This is a genomic window from Caballeronia sp. dw_19, assembly GCF_018449515.1.
Lineage (GTDB): Bacteria > Pseudomonadota > Gammaproteobacteria > Burkholderiales > Burkholderiaceae > Caballeronia.
Genome location: NZ_JAAVUQ010000001.1, coordinates 57,787 through 75,623, shown reverse-complemented (window position 1 = coordinate 75,623; position 17,837 = coordinate 57,787). Strand labels below are relative to the sequence as shown.

Here is a 17,837-nt window from a genome sequence, read left to right as displayed (position 1 = left end):
GTTATGTACTCGGCCTCAGCCTTTGGCCGGAGACGTATCCCGGACATCGGCAGGCTTGGACGCCATCTGCAGATGCAGACGTTCGCCGGTGTAAGGAGAATGGGCACGCACGACGTCCATGTTCAATTCCACGCCCAGTCCCGGCGCCTTGGACGGCACGATATAACCGTCTTCCCATTGAATCGGCGTCTTGAGAATCTCCGCGTGAAAACCGTCCCACGTGCCGATGCTTTCCTGGATCAGGAAGTTAGGCGTGCAGGCGGCGAGCTGGATGCTCGCGGCTGCGCCAATGGGTCCGTTGTACAAATGCGGAGCGATCTGCGCGTAATAAACTTCGGCAAGGGCAGCGATCTTCTTGCCTTCGAGCAAGCCGCCGCAGCGCGCAACATTCAACTGCAAAATGGACGCCGCACCTGCTTGCAGCAGCTTGAAGAACTCATACTTGGTCGTGAGGCGTTCACCCGCAGCAATGGGAATGCTGGTGTGCCGGGAGACTTGTGCCATGGCCTCTTCCTGACCGGGCGGGACGGGCTCTTCGAACCACAGCGGATCATATTTTTCAAGGCGTTGCGCGAGCCGGATAGCGGACGACGGCACCATCTGCCCGTGCGTGCCGAACAGCAGGTCGCATCGGTTGCCAACAGCTTCACGGATGCGCTTGCAGAAGGTCTCGCAGCGTTCCAGAACGTCGAGCGAAAGCTGATGACCCGAGTACGCGGTGTACGGACCGGCGGGGTCGAACTTGACCGCAGTGAACCCACGATCCGCGTTCTGCACCGCACATTCAGCAGCGAGATCGACATCGTCGTAGTCGTATTCGCCCGCGGCGTTCTTCGGGTAAAGATATGTGTACGAACGCAGCCGTTCATTGACCAAGCCGCCCAGCAGTTCATACACCGGCTTGTCCGCTGCCTTGCCAATGATGTCCCAGCACGCCATCTCAAGCCCGCTGACGACGCCCATCATCGTGAGGTCGGGACGTTGCGTGAAGCCGCTTGAATACGCTTCGCGGAAAAACCGCTCCACGTGGTGCGGATCGTGGTCTTGCAGATACCGTCCAAACACGTCGTCGATAATGTGCGCCATCGCTTTCGGATGGAACGTCGCCGAATAAATTTCGCCCACGCCTTCAATCCCGCAAGCGGTTTTCAGCTTCACGAAGATCCAGTACATGCCGCCCAAATGCGGCGGCGGCACGGCGACGAAATGCGTTTCGAGGGAGACGATTTTCATTGGAGAACGTCCTTTGCAACGGTCGTGCGCATGCGCTTGAGCGCGAGTGCGGCGATGCCGCCAATCACGCTGATCGCAGCGATGTAAGAGAAGTAGAACTGGTAGCCGAGAAGGCCGGGGAAATGCTCAGTAGTCCATCCGTTCACGAGCGGCAGGAACACGTCAGGCGAATAACCGACCAGCGAAACGAGGCCGATCGCCAAGCCCGTTATGCGCAGCGGAATGCCGCATTGATCGAGTAGCGACCAGTAGAGCCCGCGAATGGCGTATGTCAGGATGCCGATCACCAGCACGACCACCGCGATCATTGCAACGCCCGCACGCGGATCGATATGGCCGAGCGTGGGCAGCACGACCAGTGCGACCAATCCCAGCGCTGCGAGAAACAGGGCAGTGGTCAACACGCCGAGCGTAGAGAAACGGTCGCCGAGATAGCCGCCGCCAATACCGCCAATCGGGCGCATCCAGAGCTTGAGCGTGGTGAGCGTACCGGCCATGACCACGGTCATCTTCAGGTCGCCGACTTGCAGGTAAGCCGAGAAGCTATAGGTGGCCCAGAAGATCTGATAACCGCAGAACACAATGGCCGCCATCAGCCAGAGTTGCGGAATGCGCATCAGCGTGAGGAGATCGCGCCACAGCGAATGGTTTTGCTTGAGATTGTCTGCTGCCTGCTGTTTTTCCAGCGCCGTTGCGGGCGGTTCTTTCACCATCGCCATCAGCAATCCCAGCGCGATACAGACGCCTGAATACAGGTAGACGACGTATTTGAAGCCTACGTTCGTCGGCAGGCCATGCTTCTCCGTGGCGGTCGCAAAGATCACCAGAGCGACGGTCGCGAGCAACGCCTCGATCAGACCGCGTCCGCCGTCGAGCAAACCGAAAAACCGGCCTTGTTCGTCGTGCGCGGCAATTGTCTTTACGCGCTTCAGAATGGAAGCCCAGAAGGTCAGGCCCGTGGTCAATCCCCAGCAGCAGAACACGGCGAGCAAAACGGGGAAGCTGGGTGCCGTCGAATAGACCAGTCCGAGCCCGCCGGTAGCAATCAACGAAAAGCAGATCAGGAAACGCGGCGCGATGCGATCGGCAAGCCAGCCGCTCGGCAAATAGCTGATCAGGAAAACGGTGCCGAGTATCGAATACAGATAACCAAGCTGGCTATTGTCGATATGAAAAAACTCGAGCATCGGCGTCTGGTAGACCTGACGCAAATACAGCAGCGGATAGATCGCGCCCGCGGCGATCACCAGCAGCAGGAGTTGCATGTATCGCTGCGCACGCGTTTTATCGGCGATTGACGGGGTGATGCCGGTCAAGGTTTTTTCCACAATAAGTCTCCTTCGGCTGCTCGCAATGAACGCCGTTTTTATAAATGTTCGAGTAGGTGATGAGGTGGTCAGTACTTCATGATGACGAGACGCGTCTGCGTGAATTCGAGCATGCCGTGCTTGCCGTCGTCACCGCCCAGGCCCGAGCGTTTCCAGCCGGCGTGAAAGCCTTGGTACGGGTCAGCGGGCGTGCGGTTCACGTACAGTTCGCCGGCTTCAATCTCGTTGGCCACGCGCATCGCGGTGCGATAGTTCTCGGTGTACAGCACCGAAGACAAACCGTATTGATGGTCGTTGGCCATCGCGAGGGCGTCGTCGAGCGTGTTGTACGAGATCACCGGCAGCACCGGTCCGAAGATTTCTTCGCGGACAATTTCCATGTCGTGACGGCAATTGACCAGCAGCGTTGCCGGATAGAAATAGCCAGGGCCTTCTGGCAACACCCCACCGGTGGCGATCGTTGCGCCCTCGGCAACGGCGCGCTCGACCATCGCGTGGATGTTGCGCTGTGCCGAGCGGCTGACGAGCGGACCCATCTTCGATGCATCTTGCGAGCGATCGCCGGAACTCACTGCATGCATCTTCGCTCGCAGCAGTTCGACGAAACGATCATGCACGCTGGCGTGGACATAAACGCGTTCCATCGCGGTACACAATTGCCCGCAATGCGTCGTCTTCGACGCCACGATTGCGCTTGCTGCCGCTTCAAGATCAGCATCCGGCTCGATGATCGCAGGCGCCTTGCCGCCGAGTTCCAGAGAAGGTTTCGCTATGTTCGCCTTGCAATAATCGAGCACGATGCGCCCGGCGTTCACGCTGCCGGTCAGCGTAATCATGCCCACTGCCGGATGCGTGCAGACTGTGCCGGCGGTGGCGTGGTCCATCGCGAGCACGTTGAAGATGCCTGCGGGCAGACCCGCTTGAAGCGCGGCTTCCGCAATCTCGAATGCGGACGCCGGCGTGTTGTTGCTCGGCCGTACGACCACCGCATTTCCCGTGATCAATGCGGGCGCGACTTTGCGCAGAAGGGTGTATACCGGGTAGTTGAACGGAATCAGGCAGGCCACCACGCCAATCGGTTCACGATGCAGTACGAGGTTTTCGTTCGGGGTATCGCTGGGAATGACTTCGCCTTCAATCCGGCGCGCCCATTCCGCGTGATACCGCGTGATGTCGGCGGCGTAACGGGCTTCGTTCTCCGAATCGGCCACGCCCTTGCCGGACTCCAGCGCGAGCGCCGCGCCTATCTTGGGGGCGCGCTCGACGATGGCATCGGCGAAACGGCGCAGATGCTCACCGCGCTCAATCGCCGTCAGTGCGCGCCACTTTTTCTGCGCACGCGAGGCGGCTTCCACCGCGCTTAACGCGTCATCGTGCGAAGCCAGCGTGACACGCGCGATGATCTCCGACGTGGCGGGGTTGTCAACATCGGCGACATCAGATAAAGCGTCAGATTGCGGCTCGACAAAACGGCCATCGATGAAATTACGGTAGGTGCGCATCGTGATTGCCAGGAAAGGTGAAGCGCCGCGGCCGTCCGCGACGTGAATGGCGGTAGTTTTATCGGCGTGACACTCGGCCACAAGCGATTAAAACTCGACCCGCCCATGCGGAAAACGCACTGAAAGGCGGGGCTATTCGCGCAGCGCGATAGCCGATGGCGAGCTACCATGCCAAAACGCCACGTTTGTTCACTGTTCCGCGCTGATCCGGCGTGACCATTCACTGGGGAGACTCGCATGTCACAGCAGATGTCACAGCACTTCGACGCCATCGTGATCGGCACCGGACAAGGCGGCGGCCCGCTTGCCGTCAAGCTGGCCGAGAGCGGCCGGCGGACCGCCGTGATCGAACGGCATCTGTTCGGCGGCACCTGCGTGAACGTGGGCTGCACGCCGACCAAGACCTACGTGGCAAGCGCGCGTGCAGCGCACGTCGCGCGTCATGCAGGCGATTACGGGGTGATCGTGGAAGGCGAGGTGCGAGTCGACCTCGCGCGGGTCAAGGTGCGTAAGGACGGCGTGATCGCCCAGTCACGCGAAGGCGTCGAAAAGTGGTTGCGCAGCACGCCGGGCGTGGTGGTATTCAATGGCCACGGCCGCTTCACAGGTCCGCATTCGATTAGCGTGACAGGCTCCGACGGCCAGCAACAGGCGCTCGACGCGGACGCGATTTTCATCAATACGGGCACGCGCGCAACGGTTCCTGAAGTCGACGGGCTGGCCAGCGTTTCACATCTTACGAATTCCACCATCCTCGAATTGACCGAGTTGCCCGAGCATCTGGCGATTGTCGGCGGAAGTTATATCACGCTGGAATTCGCGCAGATGTTCCGGCGTTTCGGCAGCCGCGTGACCGTGCTCGTCAGAGGCGAGCGTGTGCTGGCGCGTGAGGACAAGGACTTCGCTGTTCAGATTCAGAAGGTCATGTCGCGGGAGGGCGTCGATTTTTTGTTCAACACCGAGGCGTCGAAGCTCGAACCGTCAGGCAAGGGGATTCGAATTACATTGAGGGAGCCGATGCGGGATCGGGCAAGCATCGAAGCATCGCATTTGCTGTTTGCGACGGGGCGCACGCCGAACACGGATGATCTCGGGCTGGAGTTGGCCGGCATCGCGTTGAACAAGCACGGGTTGATCGATGTGGACGGACAGCTTCGTACCCGGACGAAGGGCGTATGGGCCCTCGGCGATGTCAACGGTCGCGGCGCATTCACGCATACGTCGTACAACGATTATGAAATCATCGCGTCGAATGTGGTGGATGGCGAAGCGCGCAGCGTCGATTCACGCATCATGTGCTACGCCGTTTTCGTCGATCCACCGTTTGCGCGTGTGGGGATGAGCGAGACGGAAGTGCGCAAGGACGGCCGGCGTGCATTGATCGCCACCATGCCGATGTCGCGCGTCGGCCGGGCACGCGAACGCGGCGAGACTGACGGTTTCATGAAGGTGCTGGTCGACGCCGAAACGAAGAAGATCCTTGGCGCGGCCATGCTTGGTATCGAGGCCGATGAAGCTATCCATACGTTCATCGACATCATGAATGCCGATGCGCCGTACACCACGCTGCAACGCGCGATGCATATTCATCCGACGGTCAGCGAGTTGATTCCTACGTTGCTCGGCATGCTTGAACCGTTGAAATAATTCAGGCCCGGCGTTGCTTGATGCGTTGAGCGATAACCGGGCTTTGAAGCGACCGCTCATAAGCGGTTCTGTCGGCGCTAAGCGTGGAGTCACCGTTGGCGATAGCGGTTAGCTGACGTTTCATCGATCGCACGGTATCTGGCACGCACGCGCGAAGCGCATCGATGTATTCCGCCGTGCGCGAGCTCAGTTGTTCGGGTTTGACCAGCTCGGTCAGGAAGCCGATGCGCAGCATCTCGGGAGCGTCCAGCGTCATGCCCGTAAGAAAGAGCCGTTTCGCCTGCGCGAGTCCCAGCTCACGAACGTATCGACGCATGCCGTCGGGGTAATAATGCAAACCGATACGCGCAGCCGGCATGAACATGCGCGTGCCCTCTACGCCGATGCGCACATCGCAGCACAGCGCGAGATCCGTTGCCCCGCCATAGACGCTGCCATTGAGCGCGCAGACAGTAGGCAGTGGGCAGGCTTCCAGTTCATTCAGGAAGCTTTCGAACGAATCATCGATATTACCCTCGGCCAGCGCCGACAACGTATAGCCCGAACTGAACGTGATCGCGCCGGTTCCTGTGACCACCAGCGCTATGGCTGTTTCATCTTTCCCCGCCGATGCAATCGTTTCCCGGAGCCCGGCCAGATCGGCGGGATCGATGCGGTTATGTTGCTCCACACGCGTGAGCTGGATCGTGACCACGCCCTCGTGCCGCGAGCAGGAAAAACCTGGGGTAGTGCTGGTATTCGTCATGTTTCCTGCCAGTTATCGAAAGCGTTATCGGCTTGCCTGCACGCGCACGGTCATGGTTCAAAGATCAGTCGGGCAACGGTTGGCCGCGTGTTTCAATCGCCCATCGCAGCGTGATGATTCCAACAACGAATATGGATGCGGTCAGCGCAATCGGTATGCCGAGCGTTCCAAAATGGCTCACGGCAACGCCCAGGCACAGACTGACGCCTGCTGCAAAAAACCGCCCGATCGATGTCGAAAAAGCGAACGCTGTAGCGCGGATCGACGTCGGATACTGCTCGGGTAACCATAGCGCATACATGGCCGCGTTACCCCCGCCCAGGCCGATAAAAAACGACAGCGCCATGAACGGAACCAGTCCTGCATGAAGGTAGAACGCCCAGCCAAATCCTGCAACCAGGAACAGCGCGGCCGTGGCGTAATAAGCGGCAAGTGTCAGGCGGCGACCGTAGCGGTCGGCGAGAAAAGGCAGTATCAGACAGCCGATGATCGTACCGATCGAATAAATGGCCGTGGTCGCGGAGGCCAGCTTGATCGCGGTGATGGCGTCGATTCCCTGCCGCTCCGCCAACTGGATGACGGCTGTTGGCAGATAGATCGAGCCGCCCCAGAGCCCCAGAATGGCGACAGTCACCAGCACCGAGTTCACGATGGTCCGCTGCCTGTAAGGCTTGGAGAAAATATCGCGTAAGGGGCGCTTGCTGGGCGCCGAAGCGTGCGCATCGCCATGCGTGCGTTTCCATTTGCGCGGTTCGCGGACCTTGAGCAGGGTGTACAGCGCGACCACGACAGGGAGCAAGCCGCACAGGAACATGACCCGCCAGCCATATCGTGTACCGATGGTGTAATTCAAAGCCGAGGCGAGGAAAAATCCCGCGTAATAACCGGTTTGAAGATATCCCGCGCCTGCTCGCCGCCGGTCTTCCGGCCATGCTTCCGCCACATACGTACCGGCCAGTGCCCATTCGCCACCCACGCCGACACCCGCGAGAAAACGAAAGATCGCGAGTTCCCAGACGTTATGCGAGATAGCCGCGAGCCCCGTAAAAACCGCATAGAACAGCGTAGTGGCCGCGAGCACCCGCACACGGCCGAAGCGATCCGCAAGCGGTCCCCATATGTACGAAAAACCCCAGCCCACCAGGAATAACGCGAACATCAGCGACCCGGCCAGACCGATGACGCCCGGCTGGCGGCGAAGCCCGACAACGGCAGCAACTCTTTCAACGCCGGCACGAGCACGAGCGCAAAAATCACGGAGTCCATGCCATCGAGCGTCCACCCCGACCATGCCGCCCAGAAACCAATGATCTGCTCGCGATTGAGCGTCGTTTTACGTGGCAGCGCTTCGCCGATAGCGCGACTCGATGAGTTCACTCCTGTCTCCTTGGATATTTTTATCGGGTCCGTACAGCGGCGCAGAGACGCCCCTTGCATCGGCCCAGGGGCAATATAAGCGGCAGGCGCGACATCGTGGAAATATTGAATTACGATCCATCCATAGTGTTTTTGTTATGGACGATGAAGTCGAGGGAGTGATCGATGGACCTGAAGCAGTTGAGGTATTTCCTGTCGATCGTGGAGTCGGGAAGCATTACGCGCGCAGCCGAGACACTGTGTATTGCGCAGCCTGCGTTGAGCCTGCATATCAAGAATCTGGAAGAAGAACTGGGCGTGCGCCTCTTCAGCCGCAGCGTGCAGGGCGTGAAGGTGACGCCCTCGGGGGAGTTGCTCTACAGGCATGCGAAGGGCCTTGTGCGCCAGGCCGACAACACGAAGTTGTTGCTGTCGCAGCACGCGCGCCAGCCGAACGGGACGGTCGTGGTCGGTATGCCTCACAGCACCGCGCACCTGATCGCAATCGATGTAGTCCAGGAGCTTCGCGCTCATTACCCGGGCATTATTTTGGAGCTGACCGAGAGTTCATCGTCGGAACTATACGGACTGGTTTTGCTGGGCCGGGTGGATTTGGCTGTCGTTGTCCTCGACCAGCCGGTTCGCGGACTCACACGGACGCCGCTGCTCAACGAACAATTGTTCCTCATTCGTCATCCGGACATGGCCGGCATAGGTTCGACGTGCAGCCTCGCCGAACTGGCGCGGTTGCCGCTGGTGCTGATCAGCCCGCCGAATATCGTCAGGACGAAACTGGATCGGGCCTTCGCGGCGGCGCAGCTCGACTACAACCTGGTCGCGGTCGTCAACTCCACGTCCATGCTGGTGTCATGGGTCGAGAGAGGCGTGGGGGCAACCGTATTGCCCTGGTCCGCCGTGCATGAACAGGTCACGTCCGGCCGGCTGACAGCCACGCCGCTTGATGGCGACGAATGGCAACGGGATCTGTGGCTGTGTCACGCGGAATCGCTGCCGCTTACGCCGGCGGGCGAGATCGTTCAAGGGCTGATCGTGCAGGACGTGCAACGGCGTCTTGTACCCGGCGCATGGCTGGGCGCCCGGAGTCTGGCTGCGCTCGACGAAGCCTGAGGCATCCGTTCGAGCACGCAGGATTGCAATCCTGCGCTGGCTTCCTAGCTCCATACCGTAATGTGATTGACCCATCGTCAATCCGTATTTTTCATCTGTGCGGCGGCCGTCTATCTTGTGCGCTTCAATCGTCTGCTGGTCGATAAAAAAACATCGATGAAGCCAGCACCGTCACAAGCAGATATCCGGAGGGGACATGGCATTGCCGTTGCAGGGAATCAAGGTGCTGGATCTGACCCGCGCGCTCGCGGGTCCTTTTTGTTCGATGATCCTCGGCGATCTCGGAGCGGACGTGATCAAGGTGGAACCCGCGCCGAGCGGCGACATGGTCAGGACGTGGGGACCTTTTGCCGGCGGCATCAGCGCGTACTACCTCTCGTGCAACCGGAACAAGCGGGGCATGGCGGTGGATTTTCGCAAGCCCGCTGCGCTCGACCTGCTGCGCAACATGGCGAGTTCCGCCGACGTGGTCCTCGAAAACTTCAAGACCGGCACGATGGAAAGCATGGGGCTGGGGTACGAGACGTTATCGGCGCTTAACCCAAGGCTCGTCTACGGCAACATCACGGGCTATGGCCGTACGGGTCCTGCCGCGTTGTGGCCAGGTTTCGATCAGGTCGCGCAAGGGTACGCGGGCATCATGAGTCTCACGGGTATGCCGGAGGCCGGCCCCACGCGCGTGGGCATCGCGATCGGCGACATGACCGCCGGCATGTGGACCGCAATGGGCGTCCTCGCCGCATTGCTTTCCCGGCAACAGACGGGACGCGGCCAGCGCGTCGAAAGCTCATTGCTGTCGGGGCTGGTTGCCATGCTGGGCGTACAGGGCCAGCGTTATTTGAGCGCGGGAGAAATACCCGAGCCGACCGGCAATCATCATCCGGTGATTGCGCCGTATGGGGTTTTCGAGGCGCAGGACGGCGCGCTGAACCTGGCGCCGGGCACGCCGGACATGTGGGTCAAGCTCTGCGAACTGCTGGGGCTTGAGCACATCATGTCGGACCCGCGTTTTGTCACCAACGAGCAGCGCATGCAGCATCGGGAGGCGCTAAAAGAGGTCATCGATACAAAACTGCGCACGCGCACGCGCGCCGATTGGACCACTGATTTGAGACGGCTCGGCATTCCGGCTGGTCCTATCAACAACCTCGCGGACGTGTTCGCCGATCCTCAGGTGGTGCATTGCGGACTGGTCGAAGAGGTGGCGCACGGCTCGATAGGTCAGTTGAAGCAGGTCGCGAGCGCGATCAGGATGAGCGAGATGACCGAAGGTTCGGTTCGCATGCCACCGCCCATGTTGGGTGAACACACGATCGACGTGCTGAGCGAGTACGGCTTTTCAGACGAGCAGATCGATGCGTGGCTGACATCGCAGGTCGTATTGCAGCATGAGCACGCGCTGGGCTGAATCAAGTCCCAGACCCAGCGCGGTCCGTCTGCTTATTGAGTCCACTCACTAAGTCCACTCTTGAGTCCACTCACGCCGCCGGGGTCGCTTCCTTCTCCCTGGCGGCTTCCTCGTTGGCGGCGGCGTCGCGGGTTTCCGGCATCGCGAGCCAGACCAGCGCCACCGCCAGCGCACCGGCTGCGGCAAGTCCGAAGAAGCTGGTGTTCACGCCGAACTTGTCCGCCACGAATCCGGCAATCGCCGTACTCAGCGTCGCCCCAACGCCCGCTGCCAGTCCAAAGAATCCTATACACAAGTTGTAACGGCCCTTGCCGCCGGCCACGTCGGCGGCAATCAGCGGCAGCATCACGCCGAACACGGCGCCGCTGATGCCGTCGAGCATCTGCACCGGTACCAGCAGGTAAGGGCTGGCCGCGCTGCTGGCGGCCGCGAACAGCAGCGCACGTAACGGCAGCGCCGAGAAACCGATGATCAGCACCGGCCGCCGTCCCCAGCTTTGCGCCTGCCGCCCGACCCACGGCGACAACCCCGCCACGATGAACTGCGGCACGATAATGCACGCCGCGATCACGAGTTGAACGTTGTCGCCCATGTGCGCGGTGACTTCACCGGCGGCGAGATTCAGCATGGCTGCATTCGACAAGTGAAACAGCACCACGCACGCCGCGAAGGTCAAGAGCCTCGGATCACGCAGCAGATCGCGCAGGCTCTCAGGCCGCTCGGCCCCGGCTGCGCTCACCGCTTGCGCGATGCTCGCCCCCGCTTTCGCCGCCGCCTTTTTCATGCGCGGAACGACGGGCGCCATCTCGTGATGGATCATGTTCAGCGCGACGAGCGCAGGCAACGCGAGCGCCGCGGTCAAAAAGAACACCGAGCGCAGCGACAGGTACTCGCCGAACACGCCCATCAACGCCGCCGTCAGTGCGCTGCCGATCGACGCCCAGCGCGCATTGCGCCCAAGCCGGTCGCCGAGATCGGCGCGTGAGACGAGGGCGAGCGAGATCGCGGCCATGGCCGGCACGAGCATGCAGCTCGCAAAGCCGTGCAGCACTTCGGCCGCGAACACGACGACAAACGTCGGGCTCGCGCCGAGCAGCAATGCACTCACGATGATCGCGATGATGGCGGCAGCAGCAGCGCCTTTCTTGTTGCGCAAGGCATCGACGAGCGCGCCGGCCGGCAACTGGCTCGCCATCGCGCTGATCGTGCCGACGCTCAGCATCAGCCCGATCTCGCCTTGCGTCCATTTGTTCGCGGCGAGATAGGAGGCGATGAACGGCCCAAAGCCGGTCTGCACATTCGCGACAAAGAAGTTCAGCCAATCGAGCGCGCGCAGACTTCGTGCAATTCCCATATTTCAGATCGTCCTCATTGTTTCGAGGGGCGCGCAACGGCCGCCGCGCCGGTTTTCGCAGCCGGCTCCGGGCCGGAAGCCGCAGCCGGGGCAGGCTCTGGCGATGCGGCAGGTTCCGGTAGCGGGACGACGGGCGAAACGATCTTGATCGGTTGATCGGGCGAGTACGTTGGCGCGGCTTTGATCTGTGCGTCGGTGAAGTCCAGTTGCAATTGCATTACCTTGTTGCGCGAGACCACGTGCAGGTCGGGCCAGTTCGCCGCGACTTGCCGTTTGTCGGCGGCGAGGGAATCGGAGAGATCGATCACGAGTGCCTGAGGTTGCGCCTGCGCATCGACCAGCACGTCGACAACGCGGCCCATCCGCGCGCCGTTTTTCTGCGCGACATTGGAGTCGATAAGTTGAGCGAGCGTCGGCGCAATGTCGTTGACCGAACCGGGTTTCGCCGATGCGTCCTGAGCCTTCGCTTTCGCCGCGCTCGACGCGCCATTGCTGCCGGGCGGTGGCATCGCGAACGTGATGGGCGCTTTTTTGGTGGCCGGATTGAACCGGAACGCGGTCCACGGGAAGGTCACCTTGCGGTCTCCCACACCCAGGAAACCCGCCAGGTTCACGATCATGATCTTCGGTTTGCCGGTGGCATCGGCGTACATGTCCACCGCTCGGCCGATCACCTTGCCGTCCGGGCGCTGGATCTCGCTGTCGAGCAAACCGCGGATTTGCTCGTGCTGCATGATGCGCGTGGTGAGCAGGGGCGGCGGCGCAGGCGGCGCTTTTTCTTCGACGGGCGGCGGCGGGGGCGGTGGCGGTTTTTTCGGCACGACCACACGCCGTCTCGGCGCAGGATGCGGGGCTTTCGGTTCGGCCGGGGGTTGCGTAGCGACCGGCGCCGGCGCCGGCTCTTCCGGCTCCACGACTTCCGGCTCGGCCGGCGGTTGCGGCGTCGACAAGTCGACGATCGGCGCAGGCGCCTGATGCGGGAACAGGGTGCATCCCGACATGACCGCCAGGACGAGGAGGATTGCAAGCGTCCGGGCCACTGTTCGCCAGTGCCATTCGTACGCTCGAAGCGGGAAACCGCCACTCATCACAAGAGCTCCATGTTGCAGGACTGCCTTCGCGAAATTCGTGCGCCGTCGCATGGGGTATCGGCGGCGCGGGGGTTAATAATGTTCGATACGGACCTGCCGGACGGCGCGCGAAGCGGCTGCGCTCGTCTCGCTTTGTCTCGTCTTGTTTTGTCTCGTCTCGTTTTGTCCGGCTTCGCTCAAACGCCCGGCGGACGCGACTTCGCCTCGGTCGCCTGCGCGAGCCGCGCGGCGGTGTCGGGGGCGCCCATCTTGGCGGCGGCGTCGCGTGCGGTAAAACCGTTCGCGTCTTTCGCGTCGGGGTTTGCACCTTTCTCGATCAGGAACTCGACCATCTCCATGCGATTGAACATGGCCGCGATCATCAACGCGGTGCGTCCGTCCGGCGACGCCCCTTCCACGTCCGCGCCGTGTTCCAGCAAAACCTCGATGACTGGTTTGTAACCCTTGAACGCCGCGCCTGCGATGGGCGTCTGGCCGTTGTCGTTGCGCAGGTTCGGATCCGCCTTGTGTTCCAGCAGCACGCGCACCGCGTCGGCATGGCCGTGATAACTCGCGAGCATCACCAGCGTGTCGCCCTTGTCGTTGCGCAGGTTCGGTGGCAAGCCTTTATGGAGCAAGGCGTCGAGCATGGCGGCGTCGCCGCGGCGGGCTACGTCGAAGACCTCGCTCGCGAAATCGATGAGTTCGTCGCTCAAGGGTTCCGGGCTCTGACCGGGAATGCCTGCGGGTGAATCGGGTTGCATGGGAGGCTCCATTAAGGTTGCATGGACGGGTGCGGCGCGGCCGCGGTTCGATGCAGGGGTAGCAGGCGCGCGCCGGGTCGGGCGATGTTCGGTTCGATTGGCACTGCCGGAACCTTCGATCAGCGTCCGATGTCAGGCTGTATCGTTCAGTCGCATACGGCAATGGTCCTGCGGGCGTTCGTGGTTTCTGCGGTTTCTATCAGTGCGTCAGGATACACAGGTTTGGCGGCAGGCCGCACCGGGATAGCAGGAATCGCGCCTTGTCTGGTCGACCGGGCTCCTTCTCCTGTCAGCGCTGACCGCGTGTTCGGAGCGTCATTCTAAAGGGTGCGTCCCCATGGTCATTCATTCTTTAGTGTCGCTGAATGTGACTGATCCGTTTGACCGGCGGTTTATCGGCTTGCACAGCGGCGCTGCTCGTTCCTCGTTGCAATCTCTTTGCGCCTGTTTTCTCCGCTGTTCATCGGCAGGTCGTCCACGCGCCGGCCATTGGAATTTTTCCTCGTGCTCGCCTGCGAGGTTATCGGCGGCTCTTTGCTTGACCTGTGCCTATCGCGCGCTTACGCTCGCCAGCACTTCATCTGGAAACACATCGTGAGCCCTGATAACGCCGATAACCCCGACACCCTTCGCCGCGTGGCGCCCGCTGCTGAACGTAATCGCGGACCCATTCTCGATGTGCTGAACCGCGTCCTGCCCAAGGCCGGCGTGGTCCTCGAAATAGCGAGCGGAACGGGGCAGCATGCGGTCCATTTCGCCGCGGCGTTGCCCACCGTCACCTGGCAACCGAGCGATCCCGACGCGGCTTCGCGCGCCTCCATCGACGCCTGGCGCAAGCACACTTCACTCGCCAATCTCAACGCGCCGGTAGCCCTGGATGTCCGGTCGGCGCCGTGGCCCGTGCCGGATTCCCTTGCGGCCATCGTCTGTATCAACATGATTCATATCGCGCCGTGGGCGGCGGCCGTTGCGCTTTTCCAGGGAGCCGGCGAGCATCTGTCAAGCAACGGCGTGCTCTTTTTGTACGGACCTTACAAGCGCGACGGGGCACATACCGCCGCGAGCAACGAAGCCTTCGATGAGCAGCTTCGGGCCACCAATCCCGCCTGGGGTGTTCGGAATCTGGAAGACGTTGTGCAGCTCGGGCGTGCGGCAGACTTGTGGATGGAAGAAGCCGTGCCCATGCCCGCGAACAACTTCTGCCTGATATTCAGGCGCACCGGCATCTGACGAATCTGATGTATCGGGAGCGAGCCCGCCGGATCGAGGCACCGAGGCCAGGCGGATCCAACGCAGGGCGATTCGATCAGGAACCTGTCCGGATAGTTTCGTATCGGGTGGATGGAGAGTGCAGGGCCACCGTAGGCACGGCGCAAAAGGCGTCGCAAGAACGTCGTCCGGCGCAGCGGCGAAGTGCCGCAAAAAAAGCTGCCGCCCCCCCTGCGCACGCCCATCCGGCCCGCGTCCGATGTCTGCCGCCACCCCTCGTCGCGCCTCAATTGCCGTCTGGCGTGTAGACTGCGTTAGGCCTTTGGTTGCAACGTCTTCTCAAAGCACTTTTTTCGTCCTTTTCGTCCGTTTCTAGCCGATTCCCTCAAGCGGAGGCATCGTACATGCATGTAGCACTGCAACAGGACGTCGCTTCGAGCGAACTTCCGTCCCAACAGTCTCAACCGCCGGCGCGCGATCTGCGCCGTGTCGATATTCATCCCGATCACTGGTATCCGGTCGCGTGGTCGCGGGAAGTAAAACGCGGCAAGGCGCATGGCGTCCGTTTTGCCGGCGACCCCGTCGTACTCGTGCGCACGGAAAGCGACAAAGTGTTCGCACTGGAAGACCGCTGCGCGCATCGGCAGGTGCCGCTGCACGCGGGCGTGGTCGACGGCGAAGCCATTCGTTGTTGCTATCACGGCTGGACCTACGACTGCACCGGAAGTTGTATCGACGTTCCGTATCTCGGGCGCGAACGCCTGCCGAACGGTGTGCGCTCGTATCCGTGCCGGGAAGAAGCCGGCCTGATCTTCATTTTCCCCGGCGACCCGCTGCTCGCCGAGACCACGCCGTTTCCGGCGCTGGGTTCTGTCGGCGACAAAGCCTATAAAACCCGCCGCTTCGGCCGCGAAGTGAAGTGCCATTACACCTTCATGCACGAGAACCTGATGGACATGAACCATCAGTTCCTGCATCGCAAGCAAATGGGCCAGATGAAGGCGCGTTCAGTCGGCCGCAGCCGCGGCGACGACTGGGTGGAAGTGAACTACACGTTCGCGCGCGAAGAGGGCAAGCAGCCGATCGGCGAGGCGCTGGTGTTCAGTCAGAAACGCGGCACCAAGCCCAACGACAATCACAAAGACGTGATGACCATTCGCACGGAATATCCGTACCAGACGCTCAGGATCCGCACCAAGGACCAGACGATGGTGATGGATCTGTGGATCGCGTATGTGCCGCTCGACGCCGAGCAGCGCACCAACCGCACGTTCGGCCTGCTGTCCATCCGCCGGCCGAAAATCCCGGGCATTCTTGATGCCGCGTGGCCGTTGCTGGTGTGGTTCACCGAGCGTATCTTCAAGGAGGACCGGTGGATCGTGGAGCGCGAGCAGGAAGCGCATGACCGGCAAGGCGCCGATCATAACCACGAGGTTTTCCCGGTTATCCTTGAACTGCGTTCGCTGCTGACCGAATGCGGCGCGCCGGTTCGAGAACCCGCGACGGAGCGTCGTGTGCATATGATCCAGCCGATCAGTGACTGATAATCGACTAATCTCGATTGAGTCGCGCACACGACGAAATGCCGCAGTAACAACGTCTTAGTCAAGACGTCGCAGTCATGAAGTATTAACCAGAAGAGGTCGACCATCATGGAACCCAACTCGACAGAGAACCCGGTCAAGCCGGCGGCGAACGCGCCCCCCGAACAGGACCACTTCGATGCCGCCATCAGCCACGTCGATCAATCCTACGCATCGGGTGTCATGGCTGCAGGCGCGGCCAAGGGCATTCTCTATAGCGTGATCGAGACGCTGGGCACGCTTATCGGCGACCCGGATTTGCCGGAGCATGCGCGTTCCGGCTATCAGGCGCTGCGGGTGAGCGCTCAAGAATTACGCTCGAAGATCGATTAAGCGTTTTCGCTTGTTTTCGTTTTAACCCCGAGTCGCGCAGCAAGTCCCGGTGACGCATTTTTATGTCCCCTACGTTCCCAAATCGCAACGGCTCGGGCAATAATGCAAGGTCAACCACGGAGCACATCATGAGCAAGAGCCAGGACGCGAAGAAAACCGAGAAGAAGGTCGCTGTCAAATCGCCGAAAGAAAAGAAAGAAGCGAAGAAAGTGAAGAAGGAGGCGTCCAAGCGGCAGTAATGGAAGTAAGGGAAGTGACGGAAGTAATGAAAGTGCCACAAGGGCTGCAAACGGGTGCGTTCAAACGTCCGCCCGTTTGATTTTTCCTCGGCGCTTCCAGATCCCCAGCTTTTCGCAGCATGTTTTGGTTATTCGCGGCCCGCTTTCAAGCGGGCCGTTTTCATACTGAAGACCCGTTCGTACGAAGGCAAGTTGATCGTCCCGATGAGGCGGCGAACTCCATGAAAGACGCCGATGTCCCTGCACGTCACAAAATTCTGTATGATAATGATTCTCAATAACATATCTCAATCCAATTTCGAGGATTGAGACAGACCCTCTCTCGCGCTCCATGCAAGACTTTTCCACGCCGGGATCCGTATTGTTCGCGATCGCCGGCGCACTCGCGTTTTATCTCGCCGCGCCCGGTCAGCGCTGGCTGCGCGCGCCGTTGCCACCGCGGCTTTTTAGAACGCTCGCGGCGGTTTTCAGCGTCGCGGCGTTTGTTATCGGCGCGAGCGGGCTACATCCCGCCACCTCGCTTGCCATCGTGTTCACTGCGGCGATGGCGTGCCTGACCGCGTGCCCGTTTATTGGTGTACTTATCGGCGTACTACTCGAGCGGACGCGGCTACGTGGCGCTTCGAGGTGACATTGAAGACCGGGCGGCGCGAGACGTTATCGCGGGACTGGCTGTCGAAAACGCTGGCAGGGGTGATCGGTGGGTTCGGGCTTGCGATTGCGGCGAGCGGACTGCTGGCGTGCCTGACACCCGGCGCCCTCGATGAGCAGAACAAATTCCAGGTCGCGATGTGGCTCGTGCCGCCCGTCTGGATCGGCGTGATGAGCGGCAGCTTTGTATTCCGCAGCGGACGGCGCGCCTGGATCGCCCTGGCCGCCGTGAACGCGCTCGGTTTCGCGATGCTCGCGCTCGCCCGTCATTTTTTCATTCGATAACC

15 protein-coding genes and 1 pseudogene are annotated in these 17,837 nt (G+C 61.1%); 8 read left to right on the top strand and 8 right to left on the bottom strand.

Going from position 1 to position 17,837, the window contains the following annotated elements; genetic code table 11:
* Positions 1-15: 15 nt before the first annotated feature.
* The 3 genes from HB376_RS00290 to aldA all read right to left on the bottom strand — a co-directional run bounded on the left by HB376_RS00290 (position 16) and on the right by aldA (position 4,063).
* Positions 16-1,233, bottom strand: coding sequence for a mandelate racemase/muconate lactonizing enzyme family protein (locus HB376_RS00290; protein ID WP_213761454.1), 1,218 nt, complete (start codon positions 1,231-1,233; stop codon positions 16-18).
* Positions 1,230-2,498: an MFS transporter gene (locus HB376_RS00285; RefSeq protein WP_213761871.1), complete on the bottom strand. Its 1,269-nt coding sequence runs from the start codon at positions 2,496-2,498 to the stop codon at positions 1,230-1,232. The genes HB376_RS00290 and HB376_RS00285 overlap by 4 nt, the downstream gene beginning before the upstream one ends.
* 131 nt (positions 2,499-2,629) lie before the next feature.
* Positions 2,630-4,063, bottom strand: coding sequence for an aldehyde dehydrogenase (aldA, locus tag HB376_RS00280; protein ID WP_213761453.1), 1,434 nt, complete (start codon positions 4,061-4,063; stop codon positions 2,630-2,632).
* A 249-nt stretch (positions 4,064-4,312) separates the two neighbouring features.
* On the opposite strand from aldA, the gene HB376_RS00275 reads away from it, so the two are divergent.
* Positions 4,313-5,710 (top strand): FAD-containing oxidoreductase, encoded by a 1,398-nt coding sequence (locus tag HB376_RS00275; protein WP_213761870.1) that lies wholly within the window; start codon positions 4,313-4,315, stop codon positions 5,708-5,710.
* Between the two features lies 1 nt (position 5,711).
* On the opposite strand, the gene HB376_RS00270 is transcribed toward HB376_RS00275, so the two are convergent.
* Together HB376_RS00270 and HB376_RS00265 are read right to left on the bottom strand one after the other, a co-directional pair.
* Positions 5,712-6,455, bottom strand: a complete 744-nt coding sequence (locus HB376_RS00270) for an enoyl-CoA hydratase/isomerase family protein (RefSeq protein ID WP_213761452.1) — start codon at positions 6,453-6,455, stop codon at positions 5,712-5,714.
* 64 nt (positions 6,456-6,519) lie between these two features.
* Positions 6,520-7,721, bottom strand: a pseudogene (locus HB376_RS00265) (MFS transporter).
* A 276-nt stretch (positions 7,722-7,997) separates the two neighbouring features.
* Here HB376_RS00265 and HB376_RS00260 point away from each other — a divergent pair.
* Positions 7,998-8,939 (top strand): LysR substrate-binding domain-containing protein, encoded by a 942-nt coding sequence (locus tag HB376_RS00260; RefSeq protein WP_213761451.1) that lies wholly within the window; start codon positions 7,998-8,000, stop codon positions 8,937-8,939.
* Positions 8,940-9,135: 196 nt separating this feature from the next.
* Positions 9,136-10,347, top strand: coding sequence for a CaiB/BaiF CoA-transferase family protein (locus tag HB376_RS00255; RefSeq protein WP_213761450.1), 1,212 nt, complete (start codon positions 9,136-9,138; stop codon positions 10,345-10,347).
* 70 nt (positions 10,348-10,417) lie between these two features.
* Here HB376_RS00255 and HB376_RS00250 read toward each other — a convergent pair whose 3' ends face one another.
* From HB376_RS00250 to HB376_RS00240, 3 genes are all read right to left on the bottom strand, one after another.
* Positions 10,418-11,701, bottom strand: a complete 1,284-nt coding sequence (locus HB376_RS00250) for an MFS transporter (protein ID WP_213761449.1) — start codon at positions 11,699-11,701, stop codon at positions 10,418-10,420.
* 14 nt (positions 11,702-11,715) lie between these two features.
* Complete coding sequence (locus HB376_RS00245) at positions 11,716-12,789, bottom strand: PRC-barrel domain-containing protein (RefSeq protein WP_255631086.1); 1,074 nt, start codon at positions 12,787-12,789, stop codon at positions 11,716-11,718.
* Positions 12,790-12,968: 179 nt separating this feature from the next.
* The gene (locus HB376_RS00240; protein ID WP_213761447.1) at positions 12,969-13,535 is read right to left on the bottom strand and encodes an ankyrin repeat domain-containing protein; all 567 of its coding nucleotides are present in this window, start codon (positions 13,533-13,535) and stop codon (positions 12,969-12,971) included.
* A gap of 594 nt (positions 13,536-14,129) precedes the next feature.
* Between HB376_RS00240 and HB376_RS00235 the strand changes: the two genes are divergently transcribed.
* The 5 genes from HB376_RS00235 (at position 14,130) to HB376_RS00215 (ending at position 17,835) form a co-directional block, all read left to right on the top strand.
* Positions 14,130-14,765 (top strand): DUF938 domain-containing protein, encoded by a 636-nt coding sequence (locus tag HB376_RS00235; protein WP_213761446.1) that lies wholly within the window; start codon positions 14,130-14,132, stop codon positions 14,763-14,765.
* A gap of 383 nt (positions 14,766-15,148) precedes the next feature.
* Positions 15,149-16,288, top strand: coding sequence for an aromatic ring-hydroxylating dioxygenase subunit alpha (locus HB376_RS00230; RefSeq protein WP_213761445.1), 1,140 nt, complete (start codon positions 15,149-15,151; stop codon positions 16,286-16,288).
* A gap of 108 nt (positions 16,289-16,396) precedes the next feature.
* Complete coding sequence (locus HB376_RS00225; protein WP_213761444.1) at positions 16,397-16,660, top strand: hypothetical protein; 264 nt, start codon at positions 16,397-16,399, stop codon at positions 16,658-16,660.
* A 570-nt stretch (positions 16,661-17,230) separates the two neighbouring features.
* Positions 17,231-17,530, top strand: a complete 300-nt coding sequence (locus HB376_RS00220; RefSeq protein ID WP_213761443.1) for a hypothetical protein — start codon at positions 17,231-17,233, stop codon at positions 17,528-17,530.
* On the top strand, positions 17,527-17,835 hold the full coding sequence (locus HB376_RS00215; RefSeq protein ID WP_213761442.1) for a hypothetical protein: 309 nt from the start codon (positions 17,527-17,529) through the stop codon (positions 17,833-17,835). Before HB376_RS00220 ends, HB376_RS00215 begins: the two co-directional genes overlap by 4 nt.
* Positions 17,836-17,837: the final 2 nt, after the last annotated feature.